We start from the raw sequence: 3,120 nt of genomic DNA on the forward strand, positions 1-3,120 counted from the left end.
CGTTGTCCTGGCAGATGCGGTTCCAGCAGGCTCCATACCGCATCGCTGATGTCGTGGCGTTGTTGTTCATTGCTCATGGGAACACCTCTTTCGGCTCTCTTGCTCCCATTATACCATATCGCTCGTGTAAACACTATTTAAGAGAAATGGTCCCATTTTTCCCTTTCGCGCTTTCCCCTTTGCTTCCCCGCGCAAAAAGAGCCCGGCGCGCTGCTTTCGCGGCGCGCCGGGCTCATTTTGCTGCCGAGCAATAAACCGTTCATCCGGATGATGGCTTCCCGCTTTTTCACTCGTGCGAAAAAGGCGTGCTCAGTCCTGCACAGGGAACAGCACCGTGAAGGTATTGCCGTCCGGCGCGGCCGTTACGGTGACGCTGGCGCCGTAATTGGTGGCGATGTGCTTCACGATGGCAAGCCCCAGCCCCGTGCCGCCCGCCGCCTTGCTGCGGCCCTTGTCGATGCGGTAGAACCGTTCAAAGATACGCTGGGCGTATTCCGGCGCAATGGGCTCGCCCGTGTTGAACACGCGCAGACACGGCGCGCCGTTCTCGTTCGTGAGGTTCACTTCCACGCGGCCGCCCTGCCGGTTGTACTTGACGGCGTTGGTGATGAGGTTGCCCGCCAGCTCGCTCATCTCCCGGTGGGAAGCCGAAAGCACACAGGGCTGCGTGGTGCACGAGATGCTCACCTTGCTGCTTCTGGCAAATTCCGCCGCGTCCGAGCAGCACTCGCTCACCACGGCGGCAAGGTCCAGCACCTCCCGCTCAAAGGTAATGTCGCCGCTTTCCAGGCGGCTGATCATGATGATATCGCTGATGAGGCTGCTCATGCGCATCGTCTCCTTGAGGATACGCTTGGAGATCGTCTCCTGCTTGTTGCCGCCCAAGGGCATATCGCTGCACAGCAGCTCGGCAAAGCCCTTGATGGAGGTGATGGGCGTTTTCAGCTCATGTGAGGCGGATTCAAAGAAATCCTGCCGCATCTTGGCCGCGTTGCGCTGCGCCGTCACGTCCGAGATAATGATGATGGCGCCGCCGTCGATGGCGCCCGTGTCCTCGGGCTTCACGCGGCTGATGTTCACCTCGCCCTTGCGCTTATCGGGCAGCGGCATATCCACGGCCACGTGGCCGCCTTTTTTCAGCACCGCCGCCACGCCGTCGATGAGCGGGATGTTGCGCGTGGCGTGCAGGATGTTCTTGCCCTGGGCCTCGTTTTTTTTCACACCGAACGCGCGGCACGCCGACGCATTGATGAGCAGGATGTTCTGGTCCGTATCCAGCAGCACGAAGCCCTCGTTCATGTTGTCCAGGATATAGTCGATCTTCGCCTTTTCCCGCTCCAGGCGGCGCATGTTCCGGGCGATCTCCTCCGACATGCGGTTGATATCGCCCGCCATGGCCTGCAATTCCTCATAAGGGTATTTCTCCGGCTCCAGCCGTGCGCCGCCCTCCTGCACGTTTTTCAGGCTTTCGGTAAAATCGGAAATCGGGTCCGTCACGGTTTTCGCCACGCGCGTGGCCACGAACGCCGCCACTGCAAAAGCGACCAGACCGGCGCCCAGCAATGCGGGCAGCAGGCTTACAAGGTCCCGCAAAAAGCCGTTGTACTGCATGGCCACACGGATATACTCCCCGCCCTGCGTGCGCACCGCCGCATACATCAGGCGGGTGCCGAGCGTCTCGCTGGGGCGCACGGAGATGCCCACACCCGCGCCCTCTGCCGCTTTCAGCTCCTCGCGGCCGGCGTGGTTTTCCATGGTTTTGTAATCGGCGGCGGAATCGCCCAGCACCGTGCCGTCCTTTGCAATGACCGTTACGCGAAGCCCGCCGATCTGCCGCGAAAACTGCGACGCCTGCGCGTCGGCGTCGCCGTTCGCGTCATAGGCGGAGCCCAGCGCCGTGGCAAGGCTGCGCAGCTGTGTCTCCGTCTGCTGCGTGGTCTTTGCGTCAAAAATCGCCGCCGTCAGCAAAAGGCAGCACACAAGGCCCGCGCACAATACGAGCGCCGTGCTTTTCAGAATGCTTTTCTTCATGTCCCTTTACCCTTCTTTTTCCACTTCGCCCAGAAAGCGGTATCCCACGCCGCGTACGGTTTTAATGTACCGGGGCGCGGTGCTCTCGTCGCCCAGCTTATGGCGCAGCGTGCCGATGTGCATGTCCAGCGTGCGCGTTTCGCCGATGAAGTCGTAGCCCCAAACACTTTGCAGCAGTTCGTCGCGGCTCATGGCGCCGGGCGCGTTCTCCATCAGCTCACGCAGCAGCTCAAATTCCTTATAGGTCAGTTCCAGCAGAGCCCCGTCCCGTGTGGCCTCGCGCACCGCAAGGTCCAGCTTCAGGCCGCCGCTTTTCAGCACGCCGCCCTTTTTCGGCGCGGGCGCGGCGCCGCCGCGCCGCAGCAGCGCGCGCACACGGGCGCACAGCTCCAGCACGCTGAACGGTTTTGTCATGTAATCGTCCGCGCCTGCATCCAGGCCGATGATCTTATCGTTTTCAGAATCCTTGGCGGTCAGCATCATTACGGGCACGCCCGCAAGGCGCGCGTTCGCACGCATCAGCTTCAGCGCCGTAATGCCGTCCATACCGTCCAGCATGATGTCCAGCACCGCCGCGTCCGGCACGGTATTCTCCATTTCAGCCAGCGCGTCGGCCGCATTCGGGAACGCGCTTACCGTATAGCCGGACGAGCGCAGCGCCACCTCCAGCAGCATGCGGATGCTCTCATCATCCTCCACCACAAAAATACGCGGTGCCTTCGGCATACCGATTTTCCTCCTTTTTTAACAATGGGAAGCGCGGCCTTACAGCCGCCGCCTTGAATCTCTTCGCGCAGGATATCACGCAAACTTCCCCGACCGGTTTTCAGCCGCGGGAAGCGCGGCCTTACAGCCGCCGCCTTGAATCTCTTCGCGCAGGATATCACGCAAATTTCCCCGACGGGTTTTCAGCCGCGGGAAGCGCGGCCCTGCAGCCGCCGCCTTGAATTTCTTCGCGCAGGATATCACGCAAACTTCCCCGACGGGTTTTCAGCCGCGGGAAGCGCGGCCCTGCAGCCGCCGCCTTGAATTTCTTCGCGCAGGATATCACGCAAACTTCCCCGACGGGTTTTCAGCCGCGGGAAGCGC

At 61.5% G+C, this 3,120-nt stretch carries 3 protein-coding genes; 1 reads left to right on the plus strand and 2 read right to left on the minus strand.

Going from position 1 to position 3,120, the window contains the following annotated elements:
* Positions 1-254: hypothetical protein (locus tag IIY41_RS03295; protein ID WP_287399668.1), on the plus strand; the 254-nt coding region annotated here is incomplete at its 5' end.
* A gap of 55 nt (positions 255-309) precedes the next feature.
* Here IIY41_RS03295 and IIY41_RS03300 read toward each other — a convergent pair.
* Positions 310-2,031: an ATP-binding protein gene (locus IIY41_RS03300; protein ID WP_055079969.1), complete on the minus strand. Its 1,722-nt coding sequence runs from the start codon at positions 2,029-2,031 to the stop codon at positions 310-312.
* A 6-nt stretch (positions 2,032-2,037) separates the two neighbouring features.
* Complete coding sequence (locus IIY41_RS03305; RefSeq protein ID WP_009322570.1) at positions 2,038-2,757, minus strand: response regulator transcription factor; 720 nt, start codon at positions 2,755-2,757, stop codon at positions 2,038-2,040.
* Positions 2,758-3,120 lie beyond the last annotated feature (363 nt).

It is taken from the genome of Ruthenibacterium sp. (assembly GCF_017421385.1).
GTDB classification, from domain to species: Bacteria; Bacillota; Clostridia; order Oscillospirales; family Ruminococcaceae; genus Ruthenibacterium; species Ruthenibacterium lactatiformans.

What these genes read in the sequence shown, in the direction of transcription:
- IIY41_RS03305 (WP_009322570.1), bottom strand. Translation starts at nt 2,757, where the DNA reads ATGCCGAAGGCACCGCGTATTTTTGTGGTGGAGGATGATGAGAGCATC.
- IIY41_RS03300 (WP_055079969.1), bottom strand. Translation starts at nt 2,031, where the DNA reads ATGAAGAAAAGCATTCTGAAAAGCACGGCGCTCGTATTGTGCGCGGGC.